Genomic DNA, 16,765 nt, shown 5'->3' on the forward strand with positions numbered 1-16,765 from the left:
TAAGGAAGGCGTCCAATTACTGAATCTCATACAGGATGTTTATCTTTCCAGGGATATTCAGTAATTGGACGCCTTCCTTAAGCGGGCGTTGAAAAGCCTTTCTTCCTGAAATCAACCCGGTACCTCCCGCTCTTTTGTTGATCACGGCAGTGCGCACTGCCTCCGCGAAATCGGATGCTCCTGAAGAGGTGCCCCCTGAGTTGATCAAACCGATTTTCCCCATATAGCTGTTGATCACCTGGTAGCGGCACAGATCAATAGGGTGATTTGTGGCAAGCTTATTATACATTGCCGGGTCTGTTTTCCCAAACCTGATGTTACGGAATCCACCGTTGGTATCAGGCAGCTTTTGTTTGATCAAATCGGCTTTTATTGTTACGCCTATGTGGTTGGCTTGTCCGGTAAGATCGGCCGCGGTATGGTAATCCTTGTCTGCTGTTTTAAAGGCACTGTTTCGTGTGTAACACCACAAAATGGTGCCCATCCCCAGTCCGTGCGCTTCATCAAAAGCCTCCGATACTTCCTGTATCTGGCGGTCAGCCTCTGCAGAGCCAAAGTAAATGGTGGCTCCAACCGCCGCTGCCCCCAGGCTCCAAGCTTCGCGCACCGACCCAAACATAATCTGGTCGTAGGTGTTGGGGTAGGTCAACAATTCGTTGTGGTTTATCTTTACTATAAAGGGGATTTTATGCGCGTATTTCCGGGCATGCAATGCCAGTCCCCCAAAGGTGGTAGCCACCGCGTTGCACCCTCCTTCAATTGCCAGTTTGATGATATTTTCCGGGTCGAAATATATGGGGTTTGGGGCAAAAGAGCTGCCCGCTGTATGTTCAATACCCTGATCCACGGGTAATACCGACAGGTAGCCACTGCCTCCCAGCCTGCCATGGTTATAGATGGAAGCAAGGCTTTTCAGCACCTGCACGTTGCGGTCGCTTCCTGTAAAAACCTTGTCGAGATAACCGGGACCGGGAAGCATGAGCTGGTCCGCGGCTATTGTTTCACAAGTATGCGTTAATAAATCATCCTGGGAATCACCCAGGTATTCTTTGATTTTTTCTATCCTGTTTATCATATTTTGCTACTTTTCTCAATCGTTGATTTTATTTTTTCGTTTTAAGAATCGTGCGTTAATGGCGACAATGATGACGCTTGTGCTTCTGGTCCATATTAATTTTCAGTTTAAACCCGAGGGGGGGGGGGAGAAAACCATCTCTCCTCCGGGCCGAATTAATAATTATTTGCTGATTAGTGATCGGATGAGTACTTTTTTAGGAGCAATGCCTGATCGGGCTAATCTTCCCGATATCAACAATTCATTCGATGACTTGCGGATGTGCGAACATTTTAGCAGCAACCGTGGTTGTGTTTATGCTCATCGTGTGAACTTTTACTTTTCACCGGCACCAGTTTCATATTGCAGTCGGGGCAATTGCCCGGGGCATTGTAGGTTTTTTCGCCTTCGCATTTCATGGGGCAGATGTACCGGGTTTGCTGTTCGGCAACAAGTGTATTACCTCTGTCTTGAACAGTTTCTTTCTCTTTTCTTCCTGTAAAAAAATCTCTTAGTGTTTTCATGATATTTAAATTTTAATTTTAAACTATTTCAAAGATACAATACGCAGTTATTTAATATGTTACAGTATTTTTTAAATGATTTATATGATTTTTTGTTTTACTTTTTTTAAATCAAACATTACAACGAAAACGTACAATTGACTCTTTAATATCATTTGCCGATACCAGTTTCATAATACATTCCGGGCAATTTCCAGGGGCATCATAAGTTTTATCCCCTTCGCATTTCATCGGGCAAAAATACCGGGGTTGCGATTGGCTTCTTTTCCAAACCGAAGACGAACTATTACTGGTTCCCTTCCCTCTAAAGAAATTTATCAGACTTTTCATGGTGTAAAGTTTTAAGATTTAACTTAAATAATTTTTGTAAAAGCCACGTTTGTGAGCTCCGTTTTATCTTCTAATAAAAAATATATCCGCCATTCACAGGAATCATCTGCATTTTAGAATCAGGGCAGAGTCCGGGTTCATCGTAAACTTCTTCTCCGTGGCACTTCATGGGGCACTGGTACTTTACATCTGATTCCGGAGTATTTTTTCCGCTATTTTGGGACACTGTCCCCATTCCTTCATTTTTTCTTTCTGTTGTAAAATCCTTTCGTGTTTTCATGATATGTAATTTTTAATGTTTAACTACTTCTAAGATACAACCATCAGGTATATAATATGTTACATAATTCATTGAATGATTTATATGATTTTAACTTTTTGATGTACTTATATTTCGTTGTAAGTTTGCTTCATTATTTTTTTGAAACGAGTTGGTGAAATACCCGTTGTTTTTTTAAACTGCCCCGAAAAATGAGGGACGCTGCTGTACCCCAACTCCCAGGCTATTTCAGCTAATTCTTTTTCATCGCAAAGGAGCATTACCTGTGCCCGTTCAATTTTTAGTTTGATAAGGTATTTCTCAATGGTAATACCCTGTTTAGATGAAAAAAGTGAACTTATATAGGCATAATTTAAATCTATCTTCTTTATAAGAAAATCAGACAATTTTAGATTTGATTGCCTGCCTTCCAAATAGGCATATTCTTCAATACCGATTTTTATTTTATTTATTAGTTGGTTTTTATGACCATCTATGACTTCCAGCCCCCCTTTTTTAAGCTGTTTATTTACCGCATCCAGCTTGAAGGGAGTTATCTTGTCCTCCACGACAACATAGCCTATCTTCACATCTTCCACTTTAATCCCGGCTTCTTCAAAAATTTGAGAAACTACAAGGATACATGTTTTGCAAACCATATTTCTAATTTTAATTCTCATAAACCAATATCTCAAAATATCTGCTATAAAGATAAAAGCTACTATCCTTTAAAGTGTTACAATTTTTTAAAATTAATTTACATGGTTTTTAAATTATACATCGTTTATCGATTTGCGGTTTTGTTCTCGCAGCTTTTTAAAATACGATGGAGTAAACCCTGTTATTTTTTTGAACTGCCCGGAAAGATGGGCCACGCTGCTGTATCCCATTTCAAAGGCAATCTCGCTCAATGTTTTTTCATCGTAAACAAGCAACTCTTTTACCCGTTCTATTTTCAGGCTAATCATGTATTTTTCAATGGTGGTGCCTTCAACCGACGAAAAAAGCGAACTGAGATACGGGTAATCCAGGTTGAGTTTGCCGGTAAGGTATTCCGAAAAATTCATTTTGCTTTCTCCGGAATGGTGGTACACATAATCAACTGTGATGTTTTTTATTGATTCGATTAACCTGCCCTTTGAATCGTTGATAATTTCAAACCCCATCCTTTTCAGGCTTTTGTCTACTTGTTCGAGTTTGCCGGGTGCTACCTCGTTAGTGGTTTTTACTTTACCCAACTGTATGTTTTCAATTTCTATCCCGGCCCGCTCAAAAATTTGCGAAACCACCAGTATACACCGTTGGCAAACCATATTTTTAATGTTAATATCCATGAGTCTTTTTTATTTTTATTCAATCCATAACCTTTTATAGCACGTAAATTGCCCGTATCATTCGTTTAATGTTTTCAAATAATCAACGAGTCTTTTTTTACTATTTTCTGACAAGCAGGCTTCGCGATGGATGAACGTATAAGAAGCCAAAGGCATTTCACCATCATCAACCTGGCTTATCATTGACTTTAATTTGCTTTTTTGCTTTCGGGTTGAATAAGATCCAAATTCACTCAAATTTAACTCCTCCTTCCCTTTTTTGATGTGGTTTTCCAAATACCAACCAACCGGCTGCACCCTGCTGTACCAGGGATAGTTTGTATTGTTGCTGTGACAATTGTAGCAAGACACAGCCAAGATGCTCCTTACATCTTCCGGAACATCGTAGGTTTTTGCAAAGTCGGTTGAAAGCACGGTTGTGCTTTGATTGCTCCTGGTGGATATGAATTGTAAAACCACCAAGGCCACCAATAGCACTAATCCTGTAATTTTCAAAACTTTCACTTAATCGTAATTTTCTGTTGGACACTGCCGCATTTTAACATTTTACTGCCAAAAAACGGGTTTTTAATTTCACTAGAAGCACTGAGCCACGAACCACCTTCCTTATTGTTATACATGGGGCAAAAGATTTGGTACAAATTGCGATCGGCCCCGGTAATAACAACCAAATCTTTTATATCTGTACTCAATATTTCGAAGTGTTCACGCTGGTGGCCGATACTCCCGTCGTTTTCCGAAATATGTTCGGCATGTTCCCTGGCATCTTCAATAATTTCGCCCAGTTCTTTTTGTTGTGATTTTGGTTGGGCCGAAATATCGAATTTCGCGAAAGCATCAAACAACATTTTCCCCGAGCTTGCAGCTTTCTTGCTGTTATCAGCCACCAGTGCATCTTTCAATGCCAGGTAATTGTCGATAATAGCAGTTGCTGATTTAGATTGTTCAACCTCAACCGTGGACTTGACCATTGATTTGTTTGCCATTTTAGTATCCATGTTGGAATGTCCTTCCGTTGAATGGCCGTGTTGCGCACTTGCTCCCCAGCCTACTAAAGCCAGGACAAGCATAATCATTGTTTTTTTCATTGTACTTCCATTTTAAATTAATTAAAACTCTTCTTTTATCTCTCCGCATGTTGGCATTTTATCGCCAAAATAGGGGTTTTGTATTGTTTTGCTTTCGGCAATCCAATAAGCGCCTTTTCCGTCGAAAGCCATCGGACAATAAATCGCGTATAAATTGCCTTCTTTTAATCCAAAGCTTTTAATGGTGCAGTACATGATTTCGGAGAGGTGGCCAAAATAAGACCGTTTTTCTTCCAGACCGTTTACATGTTGCATTTCCTTTAATTTGTCTTCGTATAATCTGATGTGGTCTTTCCAGGCATCCAATCCTTCGCCATCCAGTTTGTCGGGTTTAACTGCTTTAATCTTGCTGAGCATTAAATTGACTGCTTTGTCTGTTGCAGCCACATCACCATTCACCAGGGCATCTTTCATAAGCAGGTAGGAATCTACCACCTCATCGAGCTCTGCCTGTGTTTGTTCTTTTACCGGGTAAACCTCGTCGAGTATTATAATATCCTTATGCACAAAATTCTCAGCCAGGTTATTGTGTTGTTTGTGCATGTTGTCTGATGAGCTCTCACTAATCTGACTCTCAGTCATTGAACCATGTTCAGATGGCATGAGTCTTGGCGATTCTTTTTCCTTATTATCACTACGTCCTCCGCATGAAGTTAGCATTAAAGCAATAATGAAGGAAGTAATAACCGCTATTAGAATACTTTTTTTTGTTTTCATAATTCATTTTTTTAATGGTTAAACATAAACGCTTTCGACTGTATCCACTTGTGGATATCATCTATTCCCACAACCCCGTCCAGTTTGCCGTTTTCCCTAACAGGGAACAGGGATTGCCTGTTCTGTTGAAATAGAAAAAACCTATCGGACAGGGCTTCCTCTTTTTTAAGCCAGTAAAAATCTTTCTGCGTATAATCCCTGATTTTTTGGTTTCCTTTTCCTTTGTGTAAACCTTCCACAATGTCTTTATCGTTGAGTATGCCTACTACAATGTTTTTTTCCATAACCAGGAATGACTTTTCGTTAGAATTTACAAAATGATCGGCTGCCGTTTTCAAGGTTGTGTCCGGATTCATGATGGCATAATTTCGCCTCATTACATGCCTCACACGAACACCTTCCAGGGCATGTTTTATCTTTTCGGCTTTAGATTCTGCGCCGGCACCCAGAAAGATAAACAGCCCGATAAACACCAACCAGAAATTAAAGAAAAACCCAAAGAAAACAAAAGCAATAGCCAGTACCTGGCCAGTTTTTGCAGCAAAAGACGTAGCTTTCACCGGTTCTATTTTCATGGCCAGTAACGAGCGTAAAACCCGGCCACCATCCATCGGGAATGCCGGTATCAGGTTAAAAGCCGCCAGAATAATATTGGCATACATCAGGTTGGCCGCGAAAGCTGCCCCTGTTAGCCCGATGTTTTGCATCGATTCCAGGTTAAAAGTTTGCCCTGTGGTTTTTAGGTGAATCCACAATATTCCGGCAATGAGCAAATTTACTGCCGGACCTGCAATCGCTACCTGTAATTCCTGTGCTGGTTTCGAAGGCATGGATTCGAGGCTTGCAATGCCACCGATGGGGTAAACGGTTATGTCTTTTGTTTGAACACCAAACCGTTTCGCAGTGAGTGAATGCCCAAACTCGTGCAACACTACACAGGCGAAAATGGCCAGTATAAACAACATGCCCGAAAAACCCTCGCTGAAGCCGTGCCCCATGCGGAAATGCATCAGGAAAATCCAGCCAATAAGAATTAAAAATGTCCAATGGATAAGAACCTTTATCCCGAATAATTTACCAATATGGAGTGACCATTTTTTATGCATTTTTACTGACTTTTAAATTTTTTCGATAAAACTGCACTAATGACAAGGCTACGATGACATATCCGAAAATGCCCAGCCACAATACATAAGAGTACCCCCACAGCATGGAAATAACAATTACCATTACCGCGGTGGCCATGCTGACCAGTGAGGAAATGCCCAAAAACAGAGGAAGGAGATGTTCCTGTTCGCCCGATACTTCCTTAAGGATTGAAGGAAAAGGGATGCCAATGAAAAAGGCCGGAATCAGCAACAATACAACCATAAGTGGTTGTGAAATCCCATTCACCGCAAATCCGGGTATAATAAAAACCCTGACAGCGATCATAACAATTGCCACCATTGCGCTGTACAAACCCGCCTTCAACAGGAAATTTTTTTGGAACAACCCGGTATAAAAGCTGCCCAAACCATTACCCAGCAAGAACGTGAACAGCAGTAGGGAAAATGACTGTGCAGGGTTTGAAAGCTGAAGGTTCAGTACCTGGAACAGATAAGACTGTACAAAGAAATAGGATATGCCAAGCACAAAAACCACAAATGCAAGGAAATTAAGTTTCCTGCGTGTTTCTGGTATTAATTCCTGACTGAACTTCCAACCCCTGGCAGTCATGAAAATAAGCCAGCCCATGACTATCAATGAAAGGATGAACAATGTCATCAGTGAATTAGGGATGCCGTTCTCATAGTTGAAAAAATAGGGTGAATCGTCATTTACTGGTTCCAGGTTCAACACGGCTGCTTCTGAAAGTTGCTTATAATCGAATTCATTTTGGGATATTCCATAAATCAGCCTGTCAAACATGTACCACTGGTAGTTTATGTTTTCAACCAGAGTATCTGCTTCTAGCTGCCGAACATAAGGAATGAAGAATGTTTCCCGGTCCAAATTGTATTGATGTGCCAATATATGGGGTGTTTCTGTTTCGTTTTTTTCAAAAGGGGCTTTCCTTATTACCAGTACCGGCATCATTCCGTTGGAATAGATAAAAACATTCCGCATGGCGCTTTCTCCGTCGATGCCTTTGGTTTCCATTAGTTCGAGGTAATTGGAAAGCATCTTGTACACTTCCGTCGCGTTGTGCATGGTGAATACCAACCTTCCTTCGGGTGTTAGTACATTCAGGTAATCTTTAACGGCTTCGCGCGTAAACAGATAGTTTTCAGAGAGCCCGTAAAAGTCAGCGCCCCTCCCGCCTTTGGTAACCGGAATGGTGAGCATGACTACGTCGTACCTGTTTTTTGTTTCCCTGACAAAATTCCTTCCTTCCTGAACATAAACCGCGATATTGTCTTTTTGTGTAAACGTTGACGGATTGTATTTTTCCATAAGGCTCACAAAAGACGGATTTATCTCTACAGCATCAATTTGGCTGAAATTCAATAGCCAGGTGGCTGCCATGTCAACACCTCCTCCCGGGCCAATGATCAAAACCGAATCTTTTTCATTTTCCTTCAGCAAATTCAGCCCGAAGGTTGCCGGAAAATGCCCGAACTGATGGGCGTGTTCCCCCTTGTTGTTTTCAATTTCTTCAATACTCACCAGGGTGGTGCCCGCCGCGCCATCAACGAACATTACTTTTTCGCTGCTGCCGTCAGGATTTGTTAATTCAACCAAATCGGTTTTTCCAAACGAATTCCACTCTGTTTCAATAATGCGGCTTTTTATTGCCGGGTTGCTCATCAGCCGCAACATATCTTTGTCGTTGTCCTTACTGATTGAGGGGTTAAAATTGTATGCCCAAAAGCTGGCCCATCCCAGGACAGCCAACAGCACAACCCAAATTACCCCTCTCAGGTAGGGCTGGTTTTTTTTACCGGAAAGTGAAACCCAGGACAACAGGCCGGCGATCGCGAGCAAAACATAACTTATAAGAAATGCTTTGGGCAGACCGAGATTGTTGAGGATAAATACGGTTAACAACGCCCCTCCCGCGGAACCAGCTAAATCCATACTGTATAACCAGGCGGCTTTTGTTCTTTGAGAATGGAAAATGTCAGCCTTGACAACACCGATGGCAATAAATGGCAGGATGGCCATTAATATATTGATTATCAGATTAAATGACGGTGTTGCAAAAATGCCCGATTTGTTCAGTGAAACCAGTAAAATGAAACTAAACAGGATACTAAAAGGGAGCACATCATAAAATATCCGGGCTTTTGTCCGCACCCACGACCATCTGTAGTAGGACATCTCCCCAATCCCGAGGCCAAAAAGGGTAAAAGCGATTATAATGAAAACAAAGTGGTAGCTCAGCATGTAGGAAAAAAGCCGTGAAAGGCTAATTTCCAGCATAATGCCTGTGGAAGAAACCAGGAGCAGGATTAAAAAGCTTACTATAAGATTTTTTGTTTTCATATCCTCTTTGTTTTGTTTTTTAGTATTCAGATAAAAACAGAATTATCCTAAACATACACCGCCCTTCAACACCTTACTTTTCTCCTGTTGCAATGTATGTTGACCCAAAATAATATTCCCGGAACTCATTTAAACTGAGCTGTTTTTCCAATGATTCCCAAGCATGGCGGTCTTTTAAATCGTATGTGCCGCCGTATGGTTTTATGAAAAATCTAACCATTAACTTTGAAAACCATTCGGGCCACATATCCGGTTTTTTGAAATCGAGAATAACAAACCTCCCGCCTTTAGCGAGTGCTTTTGAGCCGTTGCCAATTATGACATCATATTCCGGAATTAATGTAATTGCATACGAAGTAGCTATCCCGTTAATATTTTTTGGGAACCTGTATTCTGCAGCATCGCTTTGTACCAAGGTGAAATTTTTCCAACCTTTCCCTGTAACCAGTTTTCCAGCTTCCTCTAACATTTCATCGGACAAATCGACACCTATAATTTTACCCTCAGGTCCAACCGAATTATACAGGTGCGGAAAATTTAATCCTGTACCGCAGCATAAATCAATCACCGTATCCCCTTTCTTTAAATTCAGTGCCTCAACAGCATCAACCCGGTAATGATTCACTCTCCATCCGATGAGGCTAAAAATTTCAACCGCCGAATTATAAGAAGGCGCCCGCTTTCGGTGTATTTTTATAATTTTTTCTTTGTCCATCATTTCAGTTTTAACAGAAATAGGGATAGCATCTCTTTGAGCAATGCCATCCTGCTCTGGTCAACAAAAGGTATTCGTTTTGTTGATGATGCCATTACCGGGAAGGACTTAAGCGGGCTCCGGTCAAACCGCCAAAATCCCTTCTTCATCGTTCCTTACTTTGTACACATTATCTACCGGCGAAATAACAATCATCCCATCACCTCGATACCCCGTTCGTCCATTCTTACGAATAAGCTCCACAACAGGCTGAACATGTTCCTGGGCAACCAGTATTTCCAGTTTAATTACCCGGAAAGCTTCTGCAAAAGGGTATTTAGCACTGATGTGTTCTTTTTCATGGTCTGAATACTGGCCGGTGCCTTCACATTCAACAAAGGTCATACAGCAATAGCCCGCTTGGTTAAGGGCTTTGTAAACTTCTTCCACCATTCGGTATCTGATATACGCTTTGATTAGTTTCATAACTAACTTTTTAGGGTTCAACAATACAATTATTTATCTCAGACTTGATTATTCTTGTTTTCAGGGCAATTGGCCAAATCCTTTAACTGGCATTTAGAGCAGGCTTGATCTTCATCAAGCTTATCGTCATCTTCAAGCGCACAAGAATGAGCAGAAAATTCGGCCTTGGGGTCGAACCACAACTTTACTCCCAGTGCCAATATGACAAATGCAACCAGGATAACCGATGCAATTAATAGTTTGATAAACATGGCCTGAACGTTTAATGATTTTTCTAAAGGTACTGGAATTCTGATGTCTAGCTATTACACAATTCATGAAAAAACTTACATAATTTTCTGGTTTTCAGCAATTTTAATCATCTTCTTAAATTGACGCGGGGAATACCCGGTTACCGTTTTAAATTGATTTGAAAAATGGGCCGGACTGCTATATCCCAGTTCATACGAGATTTCAGTAAAATTCAGTTCATCAAAAGTGATGAGTTCTTTCGCCTTTCTAATTTTTTGAAGAATGATGTATTTTTCAATGGTCGTGTTTTCAACTTCCGAGAATACGGTGCTGAGGTAGCCATAATCGCGGTTCACTTTTAACACCAGAAACCTTGAAAACGTCCATTTCTCTTTTCCCGTTATTGCATGTTGTATCCAGTACATGACACAACCTTTGATTTGTTCCACCAGTTGCATCTTTTTTTCTTCGAGTAGCTTAAATCCAAGCTTCTGCAATTCGGCTTTAAGTTCGTCAATGTGCTCAATCTCATTTTTAGGTTCGGTAGTAATAACCTCCCCCATTTTTACTTTTTCATAGTCAATTCCCAGCTTATTTAATATACCTTCTACCGCCCACAGGCATCTGGGACATGCCATGTTTCTTATACGTATTATATGTGATTCCATTTTTATTCATTTATAATTTACAAATAGGATATAGAGACTCATTTCAGGTGTTCACCCGAAATGTCACATCAATCCCCTTCATGCCCATAATGGCTGCACGAAGGGTTCAAAACCCGTAAATCATAAACGATAAACCTGTAAATTGGAAAGTATGGTTTGAATTTTAGGAGGCGGAATATTTAATTCGGGAATTTCACTAATTGAAACAGCTGACAAATTGTATAAATCCGTAATAACCGGTACCAACAAGAAAAGATTTATGAAAGATAAGTTGTCGAAGTCGAAACTGAATGAAGATGCCACAAAATTATCGACAGGTTCAATGGTTACGGTCTCGTCATCACAATCATTTTGAGCGTGGTTTTCCGGATTACAATCATGATGAGCCTGTATATGCTTATGATGATTCTCATTTTCATGATGATGACTCTGGCTATTTTCGATGCAGCAATTTGTTGCCTCAAAGAAAATTCCTACATCATATAATTGATTTTCACAATAATGCAAATTTATAACCATACCCATTGTTGAAAGCAACAAGAGAAATGACAGAAGAATATGGCTAATTTTTCTCGGCATGATGATTACATAGTTGTATAAATATAACGAAACCTACTAAAACAATCGCATAAAATATTGAAAAACTTGTACAAAGATTCTATTTTTCTTGCCCGTTTACCCATATCTATCATTTAGTAGGGGCTGGATGAGTACCAAAAATTTCAAATAAAAAAGGCTGCCTGAAGTTGACAATCTTTTAAAATGTGGGTTATTGCAGGTTCTAGAACAAAAATCTTAAGCCTAAAATCAATCGGTTACCGTTTTTCAATCCCGTATTTTGCGAAGAGTTTAAAGCGATCTGGTACAATGCCTCAAATTTTACGTATGGCGAAACAATTTGTAACCCCGGTGAAATAAACCCATAAGAACTGGATTCTCCGGTGACAGGACTATCACTGATAAATGAAAATTCCTGCACGGGCGATAGGATCCAATTTTCTATACCGGGCACCAGAATGTTATGTGAAACGGCCAAATTCAATTGTAACTGTCTTGCCGCCGGCTGGTTTTCTTCGGTATTGTAGTTCACCCATTCGTACGCATTGTTCAAATCGAATGACCAGAGCCCGGGCCGGAAAGAAGCATTCAATCCCAGAACCGGACTGTAGGTTTTTGAGCTCGAACTGTTTAGAACGGGAAATGTAGTACCTGCGAAACCGGCCACACCAAGTGAGTAAGCCCGTGTATTGCGGCGATATAGCTTCACTTTCCCCATCAGAAAAGGATCCATCCAGCGATTGTCCATTTCCATCATCGTTTCGTTTGTACCCACTGAGCGGTATATATTGCGGAGCATCACCGTGATGTCGGGAGTTAAGCCGTAGGCGACCACCACCGGCATCATGTGCATGACGATGTCGTTGTCGCCCATTTGCATAAGCATATTTCTGTACTGCAGCCGTACAACAATACGGTCCTGTGCAGGTGTTAACCCGGCATCCACGCTAATTCCTTCTGCTTTTGTTTGTGACCCGAAGTAGCATAAAAAGGCCGTCAGTATAGAAAAACTGAGTATTTTATTTTTCATCTTTTACGGCCTTAATTTTCTTACCCGGAGTAAAATTGGCTTTTTTAATGCGTTTTTCGATTTCCTGGTCTGACACTTTGGCATCTGGCATCAATTCTATCACCACTTGCTTTTCTTTGAAACTTGCTTTGGCATCGGCAACACCGTCAATTTTCTTCACCTGCTTTTCCAGTGCCGACTGACAGCCCGGACAATCCATGCCAAAAACCTCGTAGCAAACAGTAGTGTTTTGAATAGTGTCTTTTTCAGCTGTAATTATTTGATTCTCTGTATCGCTTGCAAACGTTGCATGTGCAAAAGTTGATAAAAACAGGGTCATTGCAATCAATACGATGTTATGTTTTATATTTTTCATTTTAAAAGGTTTTTATGAGTTATTAAAATAAGTTGTCAGGTTCCTAACAACATTTTTCACGTTTCTGTTCAGGCGGACACTTGACCGAACCATACGAACAGAAAATACAGCAATCTCCTTTTTTCGGCTTTATTATGTGCTTACAATGGGTGCATTCGTAAAAGAAACTACACGTATTTTCCGGCATGGTCTCTTCTTTTTGAAATCCACACGCCGGACAAGTAACTATCGAAAGAAGCTGAATTGTTGTCATGTCAAACTGTTAAAAAGAACTGTATGTTTATTTTCACTAATCAAATCTGTAAAGGAACATGCAATTATCATACCTTTTCGGCTTAAATTGTTAACTCTCTCTTGCTATTACAAAAGATTCAGTTCCAAAATGAACTAATTCTTGTCTAAAGATTTGAGAAACCATTTTTCGCCAAAAAACAGAATAACCATTAGACCAAAGGCCACAATTATTAGCGTTAAATCGACCTTCGCTTTAATCCATATAAATCCGGTTAATACAATTGCATCAAGCAGAATAGCCAGCATGACAATTGGTTTAGAAAACTTCACCTTGTTTTTTAAATTGCGTAATAATCCCCAATGCAACCCTATATCCATTACCAGGTAGAATATTGCTCCCAGAGAAGCAATACGGCTCAAATCAAACAAAACGGTCAGAATTATTGCAATAACAGCCATATATACCAGCATGTGTTTTTGAATGCTTCCGGGCATCCCAAAATGGTTGTGTGGAACTAATTTCATTTCGGTAAGCATGGCCGTCATTCGGGATACTGCAAAAATACTTGCTATTAGACCAGAAACGGTAGCAATGATGGCAACACCTACCGTTACCCAAACACCAGACTTCCCAAAGGCAGGCCTTGCAGCTTCGGCCAGGGTATAGTCTTTTGCTTCGATTATTTCACCAATAGAAAGGCTTGATGCTACAGCTATTGCCACCAAGTAGTACAGCACAGCACAAATAAGGATAGATAGTATGATTGCCCTTCCCACGTTTTTATGAGGTTTTTTAATCTCACCACCGCTATTGGTAATTGTTGTAAACCCCTTATAAGCCAATATGGATAATGCGAGTGCACCAATTATGCTTATCGCCGACTTATCTGGCATAGTTGACGGAACTGTATCTTCAAAGCTAAATCCGGCTGCCCACAACCCACCAATAGCTAAAACAGAGATACCTCCGACCTTTAGGATCGCCATGGTGAACGCTGATTTTTCAATAAAATTGTTACCGGAAATATTCACCAGAAATGCGATGATAATTAAAAGAACACCCAGAAATGGCACCCAAAAGGAGGCCGTTTCTTCTCCAAACAATTGCATTACATAGGTTCCAAAAGTTCTCGCTACCAGGCTTTCGTTAATAACCATTGAAAATGCCATCAATAAAGCAGCGAATGCGGTAAATGTAGTTTTACCATATTCCTTTTGAAGGTACATGGCAATTCCTCCTGCCGAAGGGAAGGTGTTGGATAGTTTTACATAGGAATAAGCGCTGAACCCTGAGATTATAGCGCCTAATACAAAAACAATTGGGAATAAATTCCCGGATAATTCGGCAACTTGTCCGAGCAGCGCAAATATTCCTGCTCCAATCATTACACCGGTCCCAAGTGATACAGCACCGGTTAAAGACAAACTGTTTTTTTTATATCCACTCATCGTTTAAAATCTAATAGATAATCCGCCGCCGGCTCCAAACCGATTGTCATAGCTGCCCATCAGGGAAATGTTTTTTGAGAGAAAATATTCCAGGCCTGCGCTCCAGGTTATCTCTTCTTTATAGTTGATGTTGCCCGCGGGGTTTTCTTCATTCAAATCATTCACCCAGCCAAAATCCGCCTGGTATTCAAATACGCCAAAAACCAGGGTGCGGGGGAAAATCATGATTTCGCGCGCGATGCCAATTTGCGGCCTCAGTTCGTTATCGATGCGTACATCGAGGTTAAACATGTAAGGCGTAAAAAACCGGATCCCTGCCACGGCGGTTGGTGATATCTCATCGAGGCTGTTCTCCTGTTCATTCTCCACGTTTACACCGGCAAACACACGGAAATAGTCGTACAAATAGCGTTCATAGGTCAATTCGGCCTCCATGTTTTTGTTCCACCCGTATTCGGCGTTCAGGTTAAACTGGTTCCTGATGTTGGATGAAACCAGGTTAATTTCCGTGAGGTGCGAAGCCACATCTGCCAGCCCCCAGGTGTAATACAGATTTGTTTCGTGTATCAATTTCGATACAGGATACCCTTTAAGTCGCGGGTCGCGGGGTGTATCGTAACTAAAAACCCGGTCCATTCCGCCCATCAAGTGATAAAGAATGTGACAATGGAAAAACCAGTCTCCGTATTCATCGCCATAAAATTCAATAGTCACTTGTTGCATGGGCGGGACGTTAACGGTATGTTTCAGAGGGGAATACTCCCCGTTTTCGTTGATGACCCTGAAAAAGTGGCCGTGCAGGTGCATGGGGTGGTGCATCATCGTCAGGTTATTGAGTGTGATACGTGTCACTTCACTTTCTTTGATTTTTATTTTATCGGTTTCTGAGAGGGGGATCCCGTTCATGCTCCAAATGTAACGCTGCATATTCCCTGTCAGGTTCAGCAAAATTTCTTTAACGGGCGTATCTTTGGGATAGGTGGTTTTTTCAGGCGACTTTAAATAATCATAATTATATTCTGAATACATGTCCATTCCTGACATTTTTTCCATTTTGCTGTCCTTTTCCATTTTGGATTGACCCATACCATCCATTCCCTCCATTTCCATTTCTTTATCCATTTTCATCCCCCAATTTTCCATCATTTTTTCAGGTTCATCTTTTTTTGGCCTGAATTTCAGTGCGGGGGCTCCCATCCGCATATCCATCCTGGCCATTTGCTGCATCATCGCGATTTTATCAGGTTTGGGGACAACCGGCGCCGGTAACACTTCGCCACTGCCCAAAAAGGCAGAGGCTGTACCGGACCCATCTAGTGCTGTGGCCCTGAATTCTATCTTTCCGTTTTGTGGAATGGTTACGATAAAGTCGTATGTTTCGGCAATGGCGATAAAGGTTTTGTTGTGGGCAACAGGCACCACGTCCAGGCCATCGGCCGAAACCAGGGTTGGGCTTTCCCCTCCAAAAGTCATCCAGAATGAAGTGGAGGCCGCCCCATTGATAATACGAAGCCTTACTTTTTCACCAGGGTTAAAGTCAGGATATTCCTGAGATGAACTACCGTTCACTAAAAAAGCAGGGTAGTAAATGTCCGCAATGTCGGCACCTTCCATACGCTGTTTCCAGAAGTTGAGCTGTGCACCCAAAGCACCTCTTGCTATAACCTGATTCAGAGGAGTGGCCGTTCCTTTTTTTATGGTGTACCACTCGGTGCCCCGCTTTAAAAATCGTAATACACTGTGGGGCTTCTCATTTGTCCAGTCCGAGAGCACCATTACCAAATCCTTATCATAATCCAGGGTATTTTCTTCAGGTTCAATGACAAAAGAACCGTACACCCCGCTTTGTTCCTGTAACATGGTGTGGGAGTGATACCAGTAAGTTCCCGATTGTCTTATGGGATATTCATATTTTTGGGTTTCACCGGGCATAATAGGCGGGGTGTTCAAGTAAGGCACACCATCGTAAAAATTTGGTAATAACAACCCGTGCCAATGAATGGATGTTTCTTCATCCATTTCGTTTTTTACATAAATGACCGCATAATCGCCTTCGTTAAAACGCAGGGTTGGACCTGGAATTTGGCCGTTGATGGTCATGCCCATGACGTTTTTGCCCGCTTTATTGACCAGTTCCTGTTTTAAAACCAGGCGGTAAGTTGTCGTATCGGTTTGTGCTGATGCAGTAAATCCTGCCAGCGCTAACAATGCTAAGGTTAAAAAAGTAAATTTAAATTTCATAGTTTTTCAATTTTAAAGATTGTTGGAATATCATAATTACGGAAG

General features: G+C 41.1%; 21 protein-coding genes. All 21 read right to left on the reverse strand.

Annotation, left to right across the window (positions count from 1 at the left end):
• Nucleotides 1–16 precede the first annotated feature (16 nt).
• Nucleotides 17–1,075: a class I fructose-bisphosphate aldolase gene (locus tag NC99_RS15850; RefSeq protein WP_053185828.1), complete on the reverse strand. Its 1,059-nt coding sequence runs from the start codon at nt 1,073–1,075 to the stop codon at nt 17–19.
• Between the two features lie 272 nt (nt 1,076–1,347).
• The gene (locus tag NC99_RS15855) at nt 1,348–1,578 is read right to left on the reverse strand and encodes a heavy metal-binding domain-containing protein (protein ID WP_053185831.1); all 231 of its coding nucleotides are present in this window, start codon (nt 1,576–1,578) and stop codon (nt 1,348–1,350) included.
• A gap of 111 nt (nt 1,579–1,689) precedes the next feature.
• Nucleotides 1,690–1,908 carry a heavy metal-binding domain-containing protein gene (locus tag NC99_RS22720; RefSeq protein WP_082326524.1) on the reverse strand — a complete coding sequence of 73 codons (219 nt, stop codon included), beginning with the start codon at nt 1,906–1,908 and terminating at the stop codon, nt 1,690–1,692.
• Between the two features lie 70 nt (nt 1,909–1,978).
• Nucleotides 1,979–2,188, reverse strand: a complete 210-nt coding sequence (locus NC99_RS15860; RefSeq protein WP_053185834.1) for a heavy metal-binding domain-containing protein — start codon at nt 2,186–2,188, stop codon at nt 1,979–1,981.
• A gap of 107 nt (nt 2,189–2,295) precedes the next feature.
• Nucleotides 2,296–2,847 carry a helix-turn-helix domain-containing protein gene (locus NC99_RS15865; protein ID WP_053185837.1) on the reverse strand — a complete coding sequence of 184 codons (552 nt, stop codon included), beginning with the start codon at nt 2,845–2,847 and terminating at the stop codon, nt 2,296–2,298.
• A 93-nt stretch (nt 2,848–2,940) separates the two neighbouring features.
• A complete protein-coding gene (locus NC99_RS15870; RefSeq protein WP_053185840.1) occupies nt 2,941–3,501 on the reverse strand; it encodes a helix-turn-helix domain-containing protein in 561 nt (186 codons plus the stop codon).
• A gap of 57 nt (nt 3,502–3,558) precedes the next feature.
• Complete coding sequence (locus NC99_RS15875) at nt 3,559–4,005, reverse strand: heme-binding domain-containing protein (RefSeq protein WP_053185843.1); 447 nt, start codon at nt 4,003–4,005, stop codon at nt 3,559–3,561.
• Complete coding sequence (locus NC99_RS15880) at nt 4,002–4,589, reverse strand: DUF3347 domain-containing protein (protein WP_082326525.1); 588 nt, start codon at nt 4,587–4,589, stop codon at nt 4,002–4,004. Before NC99_RS15880 ends, NC99_RS15875 begins: the two co-directional genes overlap by 4 nt.
• A 21-nt stretch (nt 4,590–4,610) precedes the next feature.
• Nucleotides 4,611–5,306, reverse strand: a complete 696-nt coding sequence (locus NC99_RS15885; RefSeq protein WP_157624968.1) for a DUF3347 domain-containing protein — start codon at nt 5,304–5,306, stop codon at nt 4,611–4,613.
• 11 nt (nt 5,307–5,317) lie between these two features.
• On the reverse strand, nt 5,318–6,412 hold the full coding sequence (locus tag NC99_RS15890) for a site-2 protease family protein (RefSeq protein ID WP_053185849.1): 1,095 nt from the start codon (nt 6,410–6,412) through the stop codon (nt 5,318–5,320).
• Nucleotides 6,405–8,774, reverse strand: a complete 2,370-nt coding sequence (locus tag NC99_RS15895; RefSeq protein ID WP_053185852.1) for a spermine/spermidine synthase domain-containing protein — start codon at nt 8,772–8,774, stop codon at nt 6,405–6,407. Before NC99_RS15895 ends, NC99_RS15890 begins: the two co-directional genes overlap by 8 nt.
• A 73-nt stretch (nt 8,775–8,847) precedes the next feature.
• Nucleotides 8,848–9,492, reverse strand: a complete 645-nt coding sequence (locus NC99_RS15900; protein ID WP_053185855.1) for a class I SAM-dependent methyltransferase — start codon at nt 9,490–9,492, stop codon at nt 8,848–8,850.
• Nucleotides 9,493–9,612: 120 nt separating this feature from the next.
• Complete coding sequence (locus NC99_RS15905; protein WP_053185858.1) at nt 9,613–9,954, reverse strand: P-II family nitrogen regulator; 342 nt, start codon at nt 9,952–9,954, stop codon at nt 9,613–9,615.
• A gap of 38 nt (nt 9,955–9,992) precedes the next feature.
• Nucleotides 9,993–10,205 carry a hypothetical protein gene (locus NC99_RS15910; RefSeq protein ID WP_053185861.1) on the reverse strand — a complete coding sequence of 71 codons (213 nt, stop codon included), beginning with the start codon at nt 10,203–10,205 and terminating at the stop codon, nt 9,993–9,995.
• Between the two features lie 75 nt (nt 10,206–10,280).
• Entirely contained in the window at nt 10,281–10,823 is a 543-nt protein-coding gene (locus NC99_RS15915; RefSeq protein WP_162231239.1) for a helix-turn-helix domain-containing protein, read from the reverse strand.
• Nucleotides 10,824–10,973: 150 nt separating this feature from the next.
• The gene (locus NC99_RS15920; protein ID WP_053185868.1) at nt 10,974–11,432 is read right to left on the reverse strand and encodes an HYC_CC_PP family protein; all 459 of its coding nucleotides are present in this window, start codon (nt 11,430–11,432) and stop codon (nt 10,974–10,976) included.
• A 202-nt stretch (nt 11,433–11,634) separates the two neighbouring features.
• Complete coding sequence (locus NC99_RS15925) at nt 11,635–12,441, reverse strand: hypothetical protein (RefSeq protein ID WP_053185871.1); 807 nt, start codon at nt 12,439–12,441, stop codon at nt 11,635–11,637.
• Nucleotides 12,431–12,796, reverse strand: a complete 366-nt coding sequence (locus NC99_RS15930; RefSeq protein ID WP_053185874.1) for a heavy-metal-associated domain-containing protein — start codon at nt 12,794–12,796, stop codon at nt 12,431–12,433. Before NC99_RS15930 ends, NC99_RS15925 begins: the two co-directional genes overlap by 11 nt.
• A gap of 43 nt (nt 12,797–12,839) precedes the next feature.
• Nucleotides 12,840–13,049: a GDCCVxC domain-containing (seleno)protein gene (locus NC99_RS22615; RefSeq protein ID WP_082326527.1), complete on the reverse strand. Its 210-nt coding sequence runs from the start codon at nt 13,047–13,049 to the stop codon at nt 12,840–12,842.
• A 134-nt stretch (nt 13,050–13,183) separates the two neighbouring features.
• The gene (locus tag NC99_RS15935) at nt 13,184–14,479 is read right to left on the reverse strand and encodes an APC family permease (protein WP_053185877.1); all 1,296 of its coding nucleotides are present in this window, start codon (nt 14,477–14,479) and stop codon (nt 13,184–13,186) included.
• Nucleotides 14,480–14,482: 3 nt separating this feature from the next.
• Nucleotides 14,483–16,720 carry a multicopper oxidase domain-containing protein gene (locus tag NC99_RS15940; protein ID WP_053185881.1) on the reverse strand — a complete coding sequence of 746 codons (2,238 nt, stop codon included), beginning with the start codon at nt 16,718–16,720 and terminating at the stop codon, nt 14,483–14,485.
• Nucleotides 16,721–16,765: the final 45 nt, after the last annotated feature.

The sequence above is a fragment of the Sunxiuqinia dokdonensis genome (assembly GCF_001270965.1).
GTDB classification, from domain to species: Bacteria; Bacteroidota; Bacteroidia; order Bacteroidales; family Prolixibacteraceae; genus Sunxiuqinia; species Sunxiuqinia dokdonensis.